This is a genomic window from Vibrio ulleungensis, assembly GCF_016900875.1.
Classification (GTDB): Bacteria; Pseudomonadota; Gammaproteobacteria; order Enterobacterales; family Vibrionaceae; genus Vibrio; species Vibrio ulleungensis.
The window spans coordinates 389,162-407,244 of record NZ_JAFEUM010000002.1 but is presented as its reverse complement, the minus strand read 5'-3'; the positions used below and the strand labels follow the sequence as shown (position 1 = coordinate 407,244).

Below are 18,083 nucleotides of genomic sequence, written 5' to 3'. Positions count from 1 at the left end.
CTAAGCGTGAAACTGCTCTGAGACTTTTTGGTTGTGCTGTCCAAGCGTTGGGGCACCTTTCAACGATGTGAGCAATTGATCATCGATGCGGATTGGACAACGGGTTGTGGTATAAGCATGACCATTACCCGAGGTGACACTTTGCAGCATGTTAAGGACTTTAAACCCTGGGTGATTGACCATTTGTTCCCAGTTCAATATTTCTGCACACCAAATATCTGCAGGCTCCAAAATGGACAGCCAATGTGATGTTGTGTTTGTCTTTAAAAGCTCTACCAGAACCTGCTTAATCTCATCTCGCTGTGGATACCACAAGGTAGGGTCATCGAATTTCGCCAGCTCATCACTGCCTAAAAGCGTGGCAAGAACCGAGATCGAGCCCATTGCCAATGCCAAATAACCTGATTGCGTTTTATATAGACCGTAGGGAGCAGCAACAAGTGGGTGCGCACCGTTTACATTGCCACGCTTAACAGGTTGTCCACCGTCTTGGTAAAACAGAGTGAGGGGCTCAAACTGGAAATCAAGCATGGCTTCGAGCATGCTGACTTCGACAAGAGTACTTTGATTGGATATAAGTGCGGCTAATACGCCTTGTACTAACTGGGAACCTGCAAACATGTCAGCGAGAGCCAACCCCACCGGAACTGGGCCCTGCGTGTCACTTCCAGTTTGCCAAACAAAGCCTGAAAGAGACTGTACGAGTAAGTCTTGGCCTGGTTTTTTAGCCCACGGACCTTCATTGCCATATCCAGAAATGGTGCCGACTACAATGTTGGGGTTGAGATCTCGTAGTGCATCGAAACTCAGTCCCAATCGATCCATGACGCCCGGTCGAAAATTGTGAATGACCACATCACTTTGTTTTATGATGGCCTCAGCCTGTGCTTTACCTTGGGCGCTTTTTAGATTTAGTGCTACGCTTTCTTTGTTGCGATTAATCGCTTGGAAAAATGCAGAGTCACCGCAAAGTGGCACACTTTCGCCATAGAGTGATCGCGACAGATCCCCTTGCTCGGCGTGCTCAATTTTAATGACTCGGGCGCCCAAGTCAGCTAAACGTAATGTGGCCGCAGGGCCAGATAGGAGCTGGCTAAAATCGGCGACAATATAACCGTCTAAAGGCTTATTCATAAGTTAAACTCCTGCTTGATGTTGGTGGTGTGGTCACCAAGTATCGGTGCTGCTTTTGGGTGGTAGATTTTGTTGCCATTGAGTCGAATTGGGCAACGAGTTGTAACTAACGAGATCTCATCATGGCGAGTAATGGTCATCTCCATTTCAAGCGACTTGTAGCCATCGGTCTCGACGAGTTGGTTGTAGGTCAAAACATCAGAACACCAGTATTCACCGGCCTCCAATTTGGCAATCCAATGCTCGGTTGTTTGAGTCACAAGGTGTTTGGCAATGACGGACTTCGCCGAGTCTCTATCTAGGTAGTAGCGATTGTTTGACGAATAGTCCGCGAGTTCATTTAAACCAAGCAGTTTTGATAGCGTCTCAATGGATCCCATCGCCAACGCGATATATCCATTTTGGGTTGGGTAAATACCATAAGGAGCACCAAGGTAAGCATGCGCACTGGCGGTTTCACTGCGTGTTGGCAGTTCATTGCTAGGGTTGCTGTCGTCATTGAGATAAGCCGTTAATCCCTCAAACTGAAAATCGAGTATAGATTCCATTAGACTCACATCAACTTTGGCTCCTTGACCCGTTTTACGACGTCGAAGCAGTGCTGCCAGAATGGCTTGAACCATATTTGACCCACACACCATATCGGCAACCGCTGCCCCAAAAGGAATAGGATCGTCGTCTTTGTTTCCGCTGAGCCAAGTAAGCCCCGACATGGATTGTGCGAGTAGGTCTTGTCCAGGTTTTCGTTTCCATGGACCACTGTCACCGTAGCCGCTGATTTGCGCGTAAATTAACTGAGGGTTAATTTGCGATACGGTGTCAAAATCTAACCCTAACCTCTCTATAATTCCAGGTCGAAAATTATGTGTGATTACATCAACTTTAGGTAAGAGGCGCTTGATCACCTCAACATCATCAGGATCCTTTAAGTTTGCTTGAAAGGACTCTTTGTTTCGATTAACAGTATGGAATAACACGCTGTCATCACCGACTTTCATATTTTTGGTGACCAACGATCGGCATGCATCACCTAAAATGGGACGTTCGACTTTTATAACTCTCGCTCCCAGGTCAGCCAACCTCAAGCCTGCATAAGGGCCGGCCATATATTGGCTAAACTCAAGAACGGTCAGTCCTTCGAGGGGGAGCTTCATAGTGTGATCTCTTTTGACGTTAAATATAAGTCGTTAAGCAAAGCAAGTAAGGTCGCGACATCCCCACCGTGCATTAAATAGTCTCGAATTGGGGCGCCAGCATTGTCTTGGAAATACATATGGCCTGCGTATCTTGGACGTAAGAATGCACGTTCTAAAGTGGGCAATGTGTCAGTAAAGTAGTGATCTGATACCGCATTGGCCGACGTACTTTCCCATGCTTTGCGATGCCCAGGTTGGCCACCAAACTCAGTGAAGAACCCTGCTTGCATGTCAGGGTTTGCGGTGAATTCTGCGTACTGGGCTGCGACTTCCTTATGTTGGCAGTTGGACGAAATAGCGAAGCCTGTTCCACCAATCGTTGTGATCAAGCGGCCTAAACCATTGAGGTCAACAGTATCGGAAAACTTAAGTGTTTTTCGCGCGTAATTTGGCTTGGCGTAATTGCTGTACCCATATGCAAAAGGACAATACGCATAATCATCACATAGTGTCATGGCCTCGTAGACTTTTATAGGATTCCAGTCGAAACAGCGGCGATCCAAATGAATAGACAGTTCGCGTAAAGCCAGCAACGCTTTCGTTCCTGTTTCTTCACTGATCACAAATTCATTAGATTGACAGGGAGGCTCACCCAACGTGCAGCAGAGCATGTAGAAATTCATCAGTGTGTCTTGAGGTATCGAAGGTACGGCTACTTTGCCTCGTTTGGCCAAGACCATCAGGTCGTCCCAAGTTTGTGGCATTGATACTTTTTCTTCGGCAAGTAGGTCCATACGTGCCGACGCAACAGGTGTCGCGGCGTCTAAAGCCAGTGCCCACTGCTGATTGTTGTAGCGGTAACTTTCATGGGAGTAACCTACAGCGTTGTCTGCTTGATCACTTAAAAATGCGCTGGGCAGAAGGTTATCTAGTGCTTCGATGACTCCAGTTTTAGCTGCAAACCCTGCCCAAGGGTGGTCGATGATCAGCAAATCATATCGCTTTGCGAGTTGGTCAATGGGTTCATCAGCAAACGCTTGAAGCGACCGTTTCTCCCAAATGATTTGTACATTTGGGTTCAGTTCTTCAAAGCGCTGTGCTGTTGCGACAAGAGGCGTGAAGCCACGAGTGTGGTTCCAAGTAATGCCTTTTAAAGTGATCATATAAGTTTTTCCTTGGTGAAGCGTTCTCTAACGACTAATAAAATTTGAAAGATTAAATTGGTAGTACCAATTTAAAATATATGCTCATTTTATAGGCGTGGCAAAGCGAAGGCATAGAAAAGCAATCTATGTCACATATATAGTGTTAAACAAGCAGGGAAGGGTGGGTTATCGAGGTTTTAGTCGCTAACTGATTTAACTTTTAGTGCTTATTGGTGCTACCAATTTAGGGGTCAGAGTCGATTGACTCTGACCCCTAACTGAACTGAGCCGATTCGACGCGCTGCATCGGCGGTTCGTCGGGGTGTTCAATTGCATGAATTACCGCTTCAGCCAGAAAGGTTCCAGCGAGCTCAACATCTTCTTTCGCGGTAAAAATCTGCGGTCTAAAATAGCTAAGGTAAGGAGAGGAGTTTTTGGTATATAAATCAATATCTTTACCAAGACTTCGGCCCAGTTTATCGATGCATTTTATCGCTGACACACTGGCCATGGTTGATGAACAGATGATGCCGTCGGTCATTGGGTATTCACGTAAGTAATCTTCTAACGCTGTGGTGATTTTTTGCTCGCTATCGTCGTTGTTGGCATTGGGCAAAATATTGAATTGAGCCTGATTGGCCACAGCAACTCGTTTTGCGCCTTCGACAAGGTGCTGAGTGTACTGATGTTTTTCTGGTGGTGCGACCATGAGTAGACTTCGGCGTCCTTGCTGCAGCAGTTTATTGGCGGCATGACAGCCAAAATCATAATTGTCAAAATCGAAATAGGCGTGTTGCGCGCTCCACTGTGTACGCCCAAAGGTCGCAAACGGCATTTTATTTTCAAGTAGGTAGGCGACACGTTCGTCGTCAACTTCTGTTCGATCAAAAATGACCGCATCAGCTGCTTGGTTTTGCACCAAATATTCAATTGGGTCCATGCGATTCTGACTCGGCAATTCGGGCGTGACCACAATGTGGTAGGAAGTGTGAGCGATGGCGTGAGTGATGTGGCTTATCAGCTCACCAATTAAATCCGATATGTTTTCACTGGTTGAAAGCACCACTGCAATGACCTGACTTTTACCGGTTCGAAGTCGAATCCCTGCTCGATCTGGAACATAACCAATCTCTTTTGCAATCTGTTTCACACGCTTTTTGGTGTTTTTACTCAAATCGGGTGCATCTTTCAAAGCACGAGAAACAGTTGTTATTGCTAAGCCACTGATTTGAGCAATGGTTTTTAGGGTTGGTCTTTCGTCCGATTTGGAGTTACTCAAGGTGCACCTCGTTGATTTGCCAATAGCTTGTGACTCAGATCTATGTTTACAAAAAATTAACAGTAGCAGCTAGATTAATTTACATAAAGGGTTTATCCATTATATGAACTAAAACGTTGTAGATATCAAAGTTCGGTAGGATTTTACTGATTTTAGGAGAACTATTTAATGAGAGCCATGGAAAAATTACGTTCAGTAAGCATACTAAGCGCCGCCATTATGACGGCGACAGCCGCACAAGCGGTAGACCTAGAAGTGACCCACTGGTGGACATCGGGTGGTGAAGCGGCAGCGGTAGCTGAATTTGCAAAGGCATTTAACGAAAACACGGACCACAACTGGGTGGATGGAGCCATTGCTGGCTCGGGCGGTACTGCTCGTCCAATTATTATCAGCCGAATCTTGGGTGGTAAACCAATGGGGGCGACTCAGCTTAACCACGGTCGTCAGGCAGAAGAGTTAATCGAAGAAGGGCTGCTTCTTGATTTGACCGATGTCGCGATGAAAGAGGGTTGGCAAGATGTTGTAAACCCAAGCTCGCTGCTCGACTCTTGTACCTTAGATGGCAAGATTTACTGTGTGCCGGTAAACATTCACTCTTGGGAGTGGATTTGGTTATCGCACAAAGCCTATAAAGACGCAGGCGTTGCTGTACCAACCAACTGGGATGAATTTGTTGCGGCTGCACCGGCGCTTGAAAAAGCCGGGAAAATCCCACTCGCTATGGGTAAACAAGCATGGCAGGCCAATGGTGCCTTTGGCGTAATGGCTATTGCCATTGCAGGTATTGATGCATGGAAAGCGGTAAACATCGATAAGAACGTCGATGTAGCCAATGGACCTGAGTATCAAAAAGTGTTTGAAGCTGCGGTTGCAGCCCGTGAAATGGCGTCAGAGTCAAAAGTTCAGGATTGGAACCAAGCCACCAATATGGTTATCACCGGTCAAGCAGGTGGTCAAATCATGGGGGATTGGGCACAAGGTGAATTCTCTGTGGCAAATCAAGTGGCTGGCGAAGACTACACCTGTCTACCAGGTCTAGGCGCGAACGAAGTTATCTCAACCGGTGGTGATGCGTTCTACTTCCCTAAACAAGACGATCCAGAAATTGAAGCAGCGCAAAAAGAGCTTGCGTCTTTAATGCTGTCTCAGTCTGTACAAGTAGCGTTCAACCTGAAGAAAGGGTCACTGCCAGTTCGTGGCGATATCGACATGTCTACAGCCAACGACTGTATGCAGAAAGGTCTGAAAATTCTGGCTGACGGAAATGTATTACCAAGTGGCGATATGTTGCTTTCGGCAGATACTCAAGGTCAGGTTGAAGATTTGATGGTTGAGTTCTGGAACGACCCAAGCTACAGCGCTAAAGATGCGCAAATGCGTTACGCAGAAATCATTGCTGACGCAGATTAATACGCACATCTTTAACGACGAGTTAATAAGTATACCTCGAAGTCTATGGCAGCAGCGTTAGCTGCTGCCATATTGGAGTAGACATGGAACGTTCTAATTCTAATAACGTAAAACCCAAGTCGCCGTGGCGTAAAAACCTTAGCGCGAAAATTGCAGCCATACCGATGATCATGACCGCTTTGGGCATTTTCATCGGTTGTTCGGTTTGGACGATCGTTCATTCCTTTACCAAGTCTCGACTGTTGCCCAAGCTCGATTTTGTTGGCTTTGATCAATACGAGCGACTGTGGAGCACCAGACGTTGGTTGGTGTCCATAGAAAACTTAGCAGTGTTTGGCATCTGTTCGCTGGTGCTCAGTTTGGTGATTGGCTTTACCTTAGCCACTTTCCTTGACCGAAAAATTCGCTTCGAAAACGCTTTTCGTACCATTTTTCTTTATCCCTTTGCCCTCAGTTTTATCGTGACTGGCTTGGTGTGGCAATGGATATTAAACCCCGAATTTGGTGTTCAAAAAGTGGTGAGATCGTTAGGGTTCGAAAATTTCACCTTCGATCCACTGTACGATCCCGACATCGTTATTTACGGCATCCTGATCGCTGGTTTATGGCAAGGTACAGGTCTCATTATGGTGATCATGCTGGCTGGATTGCGTGGCATTGATGAAGACATTTGGAAGGCTGCGCGAGTCGATGGGATCCCAACCTGGAAAACCTACGTGTTGGTGATAATTCCAATGATGAAGCCTGTATTTGTCACGGCTCTTGTGCTGATTTCTTCTGGCATCGTTAAAGTCTATGACTTAGTGGTGGCGCAAACGTCAGGTGGACCGGGCATAGCGTCCGAAGTCCCCGCCAAGTACGTTTACGACAAAATGTTTGCAAGCCAGAATCTAGCTCAAGGTTTTGCCGCTTCTACCATGATGCTGGTGACAGTAGCCATCATTTTAATTCCGTGGGCCTATTTAGAATTTAGAGGGAAGAAAAGTGGCTAATTCAACGATTTCATCGGGCCCTAAAGGCCCAAAACCTAAACGCCGGTTTAGTCGCACAAACATAATGTTGTACGGCACATTGATTGTGGTGGCATTGTACTACTTATTGCCCCTTTATGTGATGGTGGTTACCTCCATGAAAGGCATGCCGGAAATTCGCATTGGTAACGTATTTGCACCACCAGTTGAAATCACCTTCGAGCCTTGGGTGAAAGCTTGGTCCGAAGCATGTACGGGCATTAATTGTGATGGATTAAGCCGAGGGTTTGGTAACTCTATTCAAATTCTCATTCCATCTGTGGTGCTGTCGATTTTGATTGCATCAGTCAACGGGTACGCGTTATCAAACTGGAAATTTAAAGGGTCAGAAGTATTCTTTTCCATCTTAGTTATTGGTGCATTTATTCCCTATCAAGTGATGCTGTATCCCATCGTAATTATATTGCGAGAGCTTGGGCTATATGGGTCGCTTTGGGGATTGGTATTGGTGCACTCTATTTTTGGTATGCCTATTTTGACGCTGCTATTTCGGAATTATTTCGCAAGTATTCCGGATGAGTTATTTAAAGCCGCCCGTATTGATGGTGCGGGATTCTGGGGCATCTATTGGAAAATCATGGTGCCTATGTCGCTGCCTATCTTTGTGGTAGCGATCATTTTGCAGGTAACGGGTATTTGGAATGACTTCCTATTTGGCGTGATCTTCACCGAACCTAAACTCTATCCAATGACCGTCCAACTCAACAATATCGTGAACTCGGTTCAAGGCGTGAAAGAGTATAACGTCAATATGGCAGCCACATTATTGACCGGGCTATTGCCGTTGGTCATCTACTTGGTTTCAGGGAAATTATTTGTTCGTGGTATCGCGGCAGGCGCAGTAAAGGGATAATTAATGAGCAGTGTAAGCATTCGAAATCTGGATTTAAATTTCGACAATGTAGAAGTCTTAAAGCAGTTAAACCTAGATATCCCAGAAGGGGAGTTTTTGGTGTTACTGGGCGCAAGTGGGTGTGGGAAATCTACGCTACTTAATTGCATTGCCGGGCTTTTGGACATTTCTGATGGACAAATATTTATTAATGGCGAAAACGTCACTTGGTGTGAGCCGTCTGATCGTGGCATAGGCATGGTGTTTCAGTCCTACGCGCTATATCCGCAAATGACCGTCGAGGGGAATCTCTCTTTTGGTTTGAAGAACGCGAAGGTACCAAAAGATGAGATCGCAAAACGGGTTAAACGCACCGCCGAAATCTTACAAATGGAAGATTGGTTAAAGCGTAAACCTGGTGCATTGTCTGGTGGACAGCGTCAACGTGTTGCCATTGGCCGTGCATTAGTGCGTGAAGTGGATGTGTTCTTATTTGACGAACCTTTGTCTAATTTGGACGCTAAACTACGCGCCGATCTGCGTGTAGAGATCAAACGGTTGCACAATCAGTTGGGTAACACCATGGTGTACGTGACTCACGACCAAGTTGAGGCAATGACCCTTGCTGATCGAATTGCCATTATGCGTAACGGTAAAATACAGCAGTTGGGTACTCCCAGTGAGATATACAATGAGCCTGCCAACCTCTATGTGGCTGGATTCATCGGTTCGCCGGCAATGAACTTCCTTGACGGAAACCTCAAAGAAGGGCAGTTCCAGTTTGGTGACGTGACCATCGATTTAACTCAATACCATTATGTAACGGATGCTAGAAATGGCGACGCCATTTTAGGGGTAAGACCCGAGCACATATTGATTGGTGAAGCGATAAAAGATCATCACTTTAGCACCGAACTCGAAGTGGAATTGTTTGAGCCTATGGGGTCAGATACTCAAATTTGGACTCGACTGGGCGAGCAGAGCTTCCGCATTCGTGTTGATGGGCAAATGAAGGTCAGCAATGGCGATAAAATTCGTGTAGGCATCGATATTCAGCGTTGTGCGCTGTTTGATAAAGCGAGTGAACTGCCAATCTAGGTATAATCGCAGTTAACAAAGTGAGATATCCGCCCATTTGTGGAAGACATAGATGGGCGGTTTTGCGGCAAAGACCTAGCCATCGAGAAACCTAGGACAACAAAATCCTCTAAATAGCCCACTAATTTATTTATATCCCTATACCTTCAATTCATAGTTGCTGACTATTAAATTGATAAGAACTATTGATTTAAGCTAATTCTGTTTATTCAATAGAATCAGTGTTCTTAGGTTTAGTGAGCAAGTTAGATGGACAAGAAAGCGTTAGTAATTGAAGGCGGAGCAATGCGTGGCATTTTTGCAGCAGGCGTTTTGGATGCTTTTATACAAGAAGAATTCAACCCTTTTCAATTTACCATTGGGGCGTCGGCAGGTGCATCCAACTTACTTGGTTATCTCGCAAAACAACACAAACGAAGTTATCAAATCATTACCGACCTTGGCATATCTAAAGACTTCTATAACCCTGCTCGTTTTGTAAAAGGCGGACACTTAACCGATGTCAAATGGCTTAGCGAAACGTCCTTGCAGCAGTACCCGCTGCACCTAGATACCTTACTTGATAATGTACCGCTGTATGCCGCCACTACCGACATCAATACGGGTACCGCGAATTACTTCCAAGTGACAAAAGACAACTTGCTAGATGTCATGGAAGCCACCACCGCACTGCCCGTAGCTTACAAAGAGACCCCTTGCTTTTCTGGGAGCTGCTTTACTGATGGTGCAGTAGCGGACTCGATTCCTGTAAAGGAAGCCTATAGACGGGGGGCGCGTGACATCACTGTAATTTTGTCTCATCCGCTTAGTTACTCAATGCAAAAATCTAATAGCCACTGGCTAATGAAGCGGTTGTTGTCCGACAATCCGGTCGTTGCTGATGCACTGAAAACCAGAGCCGATAGATACAACCAAGCCTTAGACTTCATTCGTAACCCGCCAAAGGATGCCAAAGTGCGGGTTATTGCTCCACCAGAAGACTTTCCGGTTAAGCGCTTATCGCGCAAACCTGCTGTATTAGAGTCAGGCTATCAAATGGGCGTTGAAGCTGGCACGCATTACCTAGCAAATCTTAAAGGCGTTAAGCGCTATACTCTTGAAGAGTGCTCGGCCTGTTATGCTTTGTAAATGTGGCTAGGTTCGCTTGTGGCGCAGTTTTGGTCAAAAACCTTTCGGTTGCTTTACTAATTTAGAATTTATCGGATTCGTCTAGTTAATGTCCTATGAGCAATCTACGGTTTTAGCAACATTTGAAAATGCCGCTCTATGTTGAACACTTGTGGACAAAGGCGGCATATGAACAATCATAGGTAGTTTTCAAAGTGTCAAATGAAGTAACTGAGCCAGTTCAACTGTATGCTGGCTCATAAATTCAACCGCTAATGGTGAGTCCTATTAGTTCATGATTTTTGAGGGTACCATTTTTCCCACATTTGATTCATTTTTGCCTCTCGAAACCCGCAAGACATGTAGAAAAGCCTAACTCCGGCGTGAGCTCCTACATAAACATTGTCAATACCTCGCTCTTTCAGCTTATACATTCCGTGATGTAAAAGCTTCTTCGCAAATCCTTTTCCGTGGTATTCAGGTCTAGTAGCAACTGGTTCCAGATAGGCTAGTCTATTGGTTTCGTCAAGCCAAAATGTTGCAACCGCAATGGCCTTATTTTTGGTGTCAACAACTGCTATATCTAGTTCTGGTCGATAATTAGGTGCTGAGCGAACGACTTCGTAAATAGACTCCGATAAAGGTACTTCATCCCCAAAGGCCAATGCTGTTACCTCTGTGCGACTATTGAAATCCAAACCATTTGCAAAAGATGAATATTGGTAACCATCAGGCAACTCTGGAGCTGTAAAGTTATCGGGGATCAACTGGCGCTGTATATAGTCTTCTTGTTCTGTACGTCGAAAGCCTCTCTTGTTTAAAATTGTCTGCCGGTTAACATCACTATCATTTGCCCAAACGGCTAAACGTGGTGTGATGTTATCCCAGTCTGCAATAACAAGAGAATTCTCAGCCCAATCGATGAGCTCCTCGGTTAAGAACTGATAGCTAGGCAGGATCTGTATATAGGTGTTAGCGTCTGGATTTTCAGAGTTCACCATACCGATAAGCTTTTCCCCATCAAACCATAAATGTATGGTCTCTTTCCAATCAGGTAGACCGCGTTCTTTGAATAGTGGAGATATTAAGTATTCGGCATACTCAAAACGACCAGGCAACCAATTGTGGTTTTCTGGGTCTTCGTTCAAAAGTACACCAAGAAAATCGATTACGATTTGGTAGTCTGCATCCGTGTATGCTCTGTGAGAAATTGTGTAATCAGATGTCATTATTCCTTGCTCCGAATAGAGAAATTTAAGGCAGCTGATGACCTCTTTTTCCCCAAAGTACAGGTACAAAAAAAGCCGTTGCATACAGAAATAATCAGTTTGATTTGGGTATGACAAAGTCGCCAACCAGCAGCCGTTCTACAGTATTAATATGTAAAAATTAGGTTTGTGGCTGCTTATAAAATCATGTTGGCGATCAATCCATTTTAATTTGTGAAGGATAATAGTACACAAACCCCTAATCGAATTGCATGATATAAATCAGATAGTTGATTATCACTTTGAATTAGGGACATCATGAAGAGCTGTGTCTACACGAAGTGAGACAGCTCATCAATGGAATGAGAGACGTTTTAGGAGAGTAGAATCCTTTTTGCGCAATCAGAGCTGCATAATGCTGCGCTTCATATACTTTGTTCTAGGGATAGATGACCACAGAGAATGGTGGTGTGTGATGCTCTCAAGCAAAATAACGAACCACAGATAAAGAATGAGGACATGACTAGATTCTTCATTATTTATCTAATGAGTAATCAACTCGCGTTACATATTGCCAACCTTTTTATAATTGGCTTCCTGTTTGGGAAGTCCTCGTATGAAATCCCACAAGGCTACATAGCCACCAAGCAGCAAGGTCTTGATAGACTGAATGGAAAAGGGCGGCCATCAGGAAAGATTTCACAGCGCTTTGCTAAGGCATACACAGAATTGTGCGGTTTTTGCACACTAATGTTCTCGTCCTGATGGGTACGTCATTAATCGGAATATTGAGCGAGGCTAATTCCCTTCCAATATTCGAATGGAAATACTCGCCGCAGCGGTGCGATTATCCACATCTAACTTTCTAAATATCTGCTCAAGGTGTTTGTTGATGGTTCTGGGACTAATATCTAAAATCTGCGCAATTTCCCAGTTAGTTTTACCAAATGAAAGCCAATACAGCACTTGCGACTCGCGCTTAGTCACGTTGAGCGCAGCTTGCAGGTCTTGCTCTTTACCCATGACTTTTTTAGTGACTAAACGAATGAGAGAGTGGAGTTGGTCATAGTCGCCGGCGTATTCTGCCTGAAGAGGTGTTTCAAAATAGTGCAGGGCTAATGGGGTGGTTCGCTGCTCCGATTTAAGCCATACAGCTATCTCAGATCCGATGGTTTCCCAGTCGTCGACTAAATTGCCGCTCAACTCTTCTAGCAGTTCCTGTGCGTGTGGGGTTGCCCATTCAAGCTTGCCGCTTTGAGATACGCAAAAGATGTATTGCCCAGCGTAATCGAGTGCAATTTGCGCCGATTTAGCCAGCTTGGCGTTGTGGCTGTGTGCTTTGATTCGCGCCAATACTTCATTGGGCACGACGGGTTTAGTGATGTAATCGACACCACCAACTTCAAACCCTCTAACAATGTGCTCGGAATCGTTGAGTCCGGTCATAAATAGGATAGGGGTAGACGGGAGTTTCTCTTTAAGGCGAATACAGGTTTCAAATCCATCCATCTCTGGCATGACGGCATCAAGCAAAATAACGTCAGGTTGCACTTTATCGACAATCGACAGCGCTTGTAGGCCGCTTAATGCGACAAGGACAGTGAGCCCTTCCTGATTTAGCGTAGCGTTTAACATACCCAGAGATTCAGGTGAGTCATCGACGACAAGGGCGATTATGTTATTGGACTGGATAATGCTCATTTATTAACTCATCAAGGTGGGTGACAATTTTCTCAAAGTTACACTGTGACATATCGCTTTTGAGTGTAGCGTAAAAAGCGCTATTGTTTTGCTGCGCTGTTTGTAGCTCAGTGACTTTATCATTAAACGCAGACATGAATCCGATGGAGGCATAATCGCGCAATATGATTAAATCTTCGTTACTAGGTATCTCTATAGCTTTACTTTCAGTAGTGTCTATAACATCGCCAGTTTGGCCAATCTCTGCGTCAAAAACCCAATCGATGGCGAGCAGTTTATTGAGCTTTGCCAACAGCAAGTCACGGTCAACCGGTTTGCTCAAGTAATCATTATGATACTGCGCCAGCAGGTTACTTTTCTCAAGCTCGTGAATATTGGCCGACAGCATCATAATGGGGTTGCGGATCCCTTGCTTTCGCAATTGGATGGCCAATTGCCAGCCACTGACTTGTGGCATGGTAATGTCTAGAATGAATAGGTCTATAGTATGATGTTTAGTCAGTTCTAAAGCCGTGTCGGCGCTGTCTGCTAGCAACACGTTAAACCCTAGTGGTGTAAGAATATTGCGGACCAAATTGCGTTGATCTTCTATGTCATCAACCACTAAAATAGTTTGTCGGTTGCCCCTATATGCGATGATGTCGCCGTTCGCTAACTCGCTAATTGTGTCGGCTGCGGTGATAGGTGAGACCATCAATTTAAGCACAAATGTACTGCCAATGCCGAGCTCACTCCGACAAGATATCTCGCCCCCCATCATACTCGCAAGTGCATTAGAAATGGTCAGTCCCAGGCCAGTACCAGAGACCTTGTTTGCGTGAGTCGACTCAATGCGTTCAAAGGGCTTAAACACCAGTTCTTGTTCTTGCTCAGACAAGCCCACACCCGTATCTTCAACTTCAAAGCTTGCTACTTGATTGCGGTAATGGACATTGAATTTAACCGAACCATTACGGGTATACTTAACCGCATTAGTCAGCAAGTTTATTAGTATTTGGCGAAGGCGCTGCTGATCCGATGCAATATGCGTGGGCAAGTTGGGGTTTGGGTGGTACTCAAACATGAGCCCCTTTTGTGCCGCTTGCATCGAAAACATGTCGACTAACTGTTCGAGCAGGTTGTGTAAATTAAACTCCTCATATCGCAGCTCTAACCGACCCGCCTCTATCTTAGATATCTCTAACAAGCCTTCAATGAGGTTAGCCAGGTGCTCTCCATTTCGGTGGATGGTGTGAGCGTAATCTCGCGTCTGTTTGTCCAGTTCTTTGTCGTCGCCAAGTAACTGTGAATACCCAAGTAACACGTTAAGTGGGGTTCTTAATTCGTGACTTAAGCCTGCTAAATAGCGGCTTTTGGCATTATTTTCGGTCTCCGCTAACTTCTTCGCTTGTTCCAATTGTTGCGAGGTGACTTCGTGCGCTTCGATTTCGTGAACCAGCAATTGGGTGTGCGACTGCAATTCACTAATGGCCGATTTAGTACTATTGCGCGCAAGTACCAGCAAGCCACTGATGATCCCAACAGGAATAAGGAGCATCACAAAAGCTTTAATTAGGCCTAGGTGAATGTTTTGCATGTCCTGCGATGAGACAAAGGGTATTTGGTTATACGCGACAATAAAGATGCACCCCATAAAGGTACTGACAATGGTGAGTACCGCGAAAAGCTGCCCTACAGGAGACGAAATCTTGCGTAGAATTGATACTGGTACAAATGGGGTCAACATCGTGTGCAGTTGTTGTGACAAGGTGGCTTGCGGGCGACATTTATTTTGGCATCGCACATCCAATGAGCAGCACAGCGAACAGATATGTCCGCCGTAGGCTGGGCAATAGGCCATGTCTTCAGGTTCGAAAGCAATTTCACAGACGCTGCACCCAATATCGCCATGGTGGTGTCCTCTAATCTCGGTGTCAGAGTCCACCAAGTAGTAACGGCCTTTTGTAAGGTAAGCGATGAGTGGGGCAGTTATAAAAGGCAGCGCAAACGCGATATAAGAGGCAAAGGCTTTAACCGTGTCGTTGTACATATCCAGATGGGCAGTGAGACCCACGTAAGAGGCTATGATCATCGAGCCAAGCCCGACTGGGTTAATATCAAACAGCTTAGAGCGTTTAAACTCAACCCCCGAGGGGCTTAATCCAAGCGGTTTGTTGATCACCAGATCCGCCACCAATGAGCCTATCCATGCTAGAACCAAAACAGAATAAATCTGTAGGGTTTTTTCGAGCAGTTGATAGACGCCCAGCTCCATGAGCAGCAACGCTATGATCACATTGAACACCATCCACACAACGCGACCTGGGTGGCTATGGGTGAGGCGAGAGAAAAAGTTGGACCAGGCCAATGAGCCTGCGTAGGCATTTGCAACATTGATTTTAAGCTGAGAGATGATCACAAACACACCGGCCATGATCAGCGCCAGTTGGGTATTTTCGGTGATGGCACTAAACACATTTAGGTACATGTTGGCAGGGTCGCCCGCCACTGATGCAGCCACGCCAGAGCTAATCGCAAGCCAAGCTAAAAAGCTTCCTAGTACCATTTTGGCTGCGCCAAACAGTATCCAGCCAGGGCCGCCAAGTAATATAGCCAGCCACCATTTGGTGCGGCCACACTCTTTTTGTTCTGGCAAAAAGCGCAGGATATCGACCTGTTCGCCAATTTGAGCGACCACTGACAATAGTACCGCAGAGGCTCCACCAAACAGCAACCAGTTAAACTCACTGTGCGAGCCAGAAATCCCTGCATATTGCAGCCAGTTATCGACATCGGTTTGTGGGTGACTGAATACGTAAAACACCGCCACCAACTGCATCAACAACCAAAGGGGCTGTGAAAACATTTGAAAGCGACTGATGTTGGTGATCCCAAGCACCACTATAGGGATAACGATGACCGCGCTGAGTATGTAGCCCCAAAACAGCGGCAACCCAAACATTAGCAGCAACGCCATCGACATAATGGCGGCTTCTAAAGCAAAAAATATGAAGGTAAACGAGGCATAGATGAGCGACACAATGGTTGAGCCAATGTAGCCAAAGCCAGCACCTCGACTCAGAAGGTCGATATCGACCCCGTGCTTAGCAGCGTAATAGCAAATCGGGATCCCGCTAAACACCACCACGCCAGACACAGCGGCGATCGCCCACAGCGCATTAATGGTGCCATAAGAAAGGGTGATCGACCCTCCTAATGCTTCGAGCACCAAAAAAGAGACAATGCCAAGTGCGGTATTGGCTATCCAGCCAGACGACCATTTTCGAGCTCGCTTGGCGGTAAAACGCAGCGCAAAATCTTCTAATAACTCGTTGGCAACCAGCCGATTGTATTTTCGCCGTATAGGTGGAACTTCATGCATAAAGTGGGTTCATTTCTCAATAAAAACAGTCCTTCGTTTGAGCGAGCGTCCGATGCTCCTCAACCCTTCTTCGATTATACGCATAAAAATTCATCAAAGACTATGCGTAATTTGACGTACATAAGCTGCCCTAATTGCGCATACCCAAATCTTAGTGATGGGTGAATACTAGAGGTAGATGTTTGATAGGTCAGCGTGTGCTTTTCTGCCCTGTTACTGGTTTTACTTCAAAACAAACGTATTAAGGAAATCACTCATGAAAAGGAATTTAGTTGCTAGCTCGTTATTGGCGGCATCACTGTTTAGCATCCCTGCAATGGCAGCGGAAGACACCATCAAGGTCGGAGTTCTGCACTCGCTCTCTGGCACCATGGCAATCAGTGAAACCACACTGAAAGACACGGTTATGATGCTGGTGGACGAGCAAAACAAAAAAGGCGGTTTGCTTGGTAAGAAACTGGAAGCGGTCGTGGTCGACCCTGCGTCAAACTGGCCTCTTTTTGCAGAGAAAGCTCGCGAGCTGATCGAAAAAGAGCAGGTGGATGTGGTGTTCGGTGGCTGGACTTCAGTGTCGCGTAAATCGATGCTACCTGTATTTGAAGAGCTTAACAGTATCTTATTTTACCCTGTTCAATACGAAGGTGAAGAGTCGTCTAAAAACGTTTTCTATACCGGCGCTGCGCCAAACCAACAAGCGATCCCTGCAGTGGATTACTTAATGGATGAGCTTGAAGTTGAGCGTTGGGTATTAGCAGGAACCGACTACGTCTATCCGCGCACAACCAACAAAATCTTGGAGTCTTACTTGGCGAGCAAAGGCGTTGCTGAAGCCGACATCATGATCAACTACACGCCATTTGGTCATTCTGACTGGCAATCAATCGTTGCCGACATCAAACGCTTTGGTGGCGAAGGCAAGAAAACCGCGGTGGTATCAACCATCAATGGCGATGCCAACGTGCCATTCTACAAAGAGCTAGGTGCACAAGGTCTTTCGTCTGAAGACATTCCAGTCATTGCGTTCTCGGTAGGTGAAGAAGAGTTGTCCGGCATGGATACCGAACCACTAGTCGGTCACCTAGCAGCTTGGAACTACTTTATGAGCGTTGACACCGAATCGAACGAAGAGTTTGTGGAAGTGTGGCAAGAGTTTATTAAGAGTGAAGACCGTGTAACTAACGACCCAATGGAAGCGCACTACATTGGATTTAACATGTGGGCACAAGCGGTGACCAACGCAGGTACAACAGACGCAGAAGCAGTACAAGATGCGTTGATTGGTGTCTCTGTACCTAACCTGTCAGGTGGTTATTCAACCATGATGCCAAACCACCACATTACTAAGCCGGTATTGATTGGTGAAATCCAAGACGATGGTCAGTTTGATGTGGTGTGGGAAACGACAGGTCTGGTTGCCGGTGACGCTTGGTCAAACTTCCTACCAGAGTCGGCGAAGCTCTACTCTAGCTGGACCAAACCGTTCTCTTGTGGTGCGTACAACATGGAAACTAAAACCTGTTCTGGCGCACAGTAACTGAGTAAACCCTGAGTGCTCCGGCTTGCTGGAGCACTCTAAATAGTTTGTCTATTTTGGCGTAGCAGGTTCTTAATTGCCTCGTCATTTAAGCTCGAAAACGA

General features: G+C 45.8%; 13 protein-coding genes. 6 read left to right on the top strand and 7 right to left on the bottom strand.

Annotated features, from left to right (window positions below; genetic code table 11):
* The 4 genes from JQC93_RS06705 to JQC93_RS06690 form a co-directional block, all read right to left on the bottom strand.
* Entirely contained in the window at window positions 1-1,134 is a 1,134-nt protein-coding gene (locus JQC93_RS06705) for a CaiB/BaiF CoA transferase family protein (RefSeq protein WP_205157699.1), read from the bottom strand.
* A complete protein-coding gene (locus tag JQC93_RS06700; protein WP_205157698.1) occupies window positions 1,131-2,288 on the bottom strand; it encodes a CaiB/BaiF CoA transferase family protein in 1,158 nt (385 codons plus the stop codon). The genes JQC93_RS06705 and JQC93_RS06700 overlap by 4 nt, the downstream gene beginning before the upstream one ends.
* Complete coding sequence (locus JQC93_RS06695; protein WP_205157697.1) at window positions 2,285-3,433, bottom strand: extracellular solute-binding protein; 1,149 nt, start codon at window positions 3,431-3,433, stop codon at window positions 2,285-2,287. The genes JQC93_RS06700 and JQC93_RS06695 overlap by 4 nt, the downstream gene beginning before the upstream one ends.
* Window positions 3,434-3,689: 256 nt before the next feature.
* The gene (locus JQC93_RS06690) at window positions 3,690-4,694 is read right to left on the bottom strand and encodes a LacI family transcriptional regulator (protein ID WP_205157696.1); all 1,005 of its coding nucleotides are present in this window, start codon (window positions 4,692-4,694) and stop codon (window positions 3,690-3,692) included.
* Between the two features lie 177 nt (window positions 4,695-4,871).
* Here JQC93_RS06690 and JQC93_RS06685 point away from each other — a divergent pair, with 177 nt between their 5' ends.
* From JQC93_RS06685 to JQC93_RS06665, 5 genes are all read left to right on the top strand, one after another.
* The gene (locus tag JQC93_RS06685; RefSeq protein ID WP_205157695.1) at window positions 4,872-6,107 is read left to right on the top strand and encodes an ABC transporter substrate-binding protein; all 1,236 of its coding nucleotides are present in this window, start codon (window positions 4,872-4,874) and stop codon (window positions 6,105-6,107) included.
* Between the two features lie 83 nt (window positions 6,108-6,190).
* Entirely contained in the window at window positions 6,191-7,099 is a 909-nt protein-coding gene (locus tag JQC93_RS06680; protein WP_205157694.1) for a carbohydrate ABC transporter permease, read from the top strand.
* A 64-nt stretch (window positions 7,100-7,163) separates the two neighbouring features.
* Entirely contained in the window at window positions 7,164-7,991 is an 828-nt protein-coding gene (locus tag JQC93_RS06675) for a carbohydrate ABC transporter permease (RefSeq protein WP_205158028.1), read from the top strand.
* A gap of 3 nt (window positions 7,992-7,994) precedes the next feature.
* Complete coding sequence (locus JQC93_RS06670; protein WP_205157693.1) at window positions 7,995-9,068, top strand: ABC transporter ATP-binding protein; 1,074 nt, start codon at window positions 7,995-7,997, stop codon at window positions 9,066-9,068.
* Window positions 9,069-9,317: 249 nt separating this feature from the next.
* Window positions 9,318-10,196, top strand: a complete 879-nt coding sequence (locus JQC93_RS06665; RefSeq protein WP_205157692.1) for a patatin-like phospholipase family protein — start codon at window positions 9,318-9,320, stop codon at window positions 10,194-10,196.
* Between the two features lie 272 nt (window positions 10,197-10,468).
* Here the strand turns inward: JQC93_RS06665 and JQC93_RS06660 are convergent, their stop codons facing one another.
* The 3 genes from JQC93_RS06660 to JQC93_RS06650 form a co-directional block, all read right to left on the bottom strand.
* Window positions 10,469-11,404 (bottom strand): GNAT family N-acetyltransferase, encoded by a 936-nt coding sequence (locus JQC93_RS06660; protein ID WP_205157691.1) that lies wholly within the window; start codon window positions 11,402-11,404, stop codon window positions 10,469-10,471.
* Window positions 11,405-12,181: 777 nt separating this feature from the next.
* Window positions 12,182-13,084: a response regulator transcription factor gene (locus tag JQC93_RS06655; RefSeq protein WP_205157690.1), complete on the bottom strand. Its 903-nt coding sequence runs from the start codon at window positions 13,082-13,084 to the stop codon at window positions 12,182-12,184.
* On the bottom strand, window positions 13,062-16,445 hold the full coding sequence (locus JQC93_RS06650) for an ATP-binding protein (protein WP_236009383.1): 3,384 nt from the start codon (window positions 16,443-16,445) through the stop codon (window positions 13,062-13,064). Before JQC93_RS06650 ends, JQC93_RS06655 begins: the two co-directional genes overlap by 23 nt.
* A 256-nt stretch (window positions 16,446-16,701) precedes the next feature.
* Here JQC93_RS06650 and urtA point away from each other — a divergent pair, with 256 nt between their 5' ends.
* Entirely contained in the window at window positions 16,702-17,979 is a 1,278-nt protein-coding gene (gene urtA / locus JQC93_RS06645; protein WP_205157689.1) for an urea ABC transporter substrate-binding protein, read from the top strand.
* The last annotated feature ends 104 nt before the right edge of the window (window positions 17,980-18,083 follow it).